General features: G+C 33.7%; 1 pseudogene. It reads left to right on the forward strand.

Annotation, left to right across the window (positions count from 1 at the left end):
* Positions 1-751, forward strand: a pseudogene (locus tag AC1DND_RS28850) (RHS repeat domain-containing protein); the annotation flags it as partial.

The raw sequence follows: 751 nt of genomic DNA on the forward strand, positions 1-751 counted from the left end.
GAAGAATCGTTCAACAGAAGAGTGAAGACTTGATGGGGGGAAGTGATGGAGTTAGTAAAACTTATAATTTTCAAAATGAGTTAAGATATCAGGCAAGAACTCATTTACTTTTAGGTGTGCAAACTGATATAAATAATGAATACAGATATGATCATCTGGGAAGAAAAACAGAAACCCTACAGCAGATCAGCACAAATGGCCTGGCGGGACAAAATATTACTTTAAGCAAAAATATTTACAACGAACTTGGGCAACTAACACAAAAGCAATTGAATGATAATTTGCAGCATACAGATTATTCTTACAATCAACGTGGATGGTTGAAGACCAGTACAAGCAATGAATTTTCACTTCAATTAACCTATAATGATGGTGTGATTCCACAATTTAATGGCAATATTTCCGGGCAGACGTATACAAATGGACAAAGTAATTCCTTTGAGTATAAATACGACAAACTAAATCGATTGGAAAAATCAACAGCAGGTAATAATTTAGGTGAAGAGATAAGTTACGATGTGATGGGCAATATCGTAAGTCTGAGAAGGGATAATTTTGGATTGAACAATTACAGCGGTTACAATGGAAATCGATTAACTAGTATATCGGGCTTCATTAATAGTAACTATGGATATGATAATAATGGTAATCTTAAAGTAGATACCCAAAAAGGCATTACTGATATAGAATATAATTTCCTCAATCTCCCAAGAGTTATTTCCGGATCACAGAGTATTACTTTTACTTATGA

It is taken from the genome of Pedobacter sp. 01N416 (assembly GCF_056399685.1).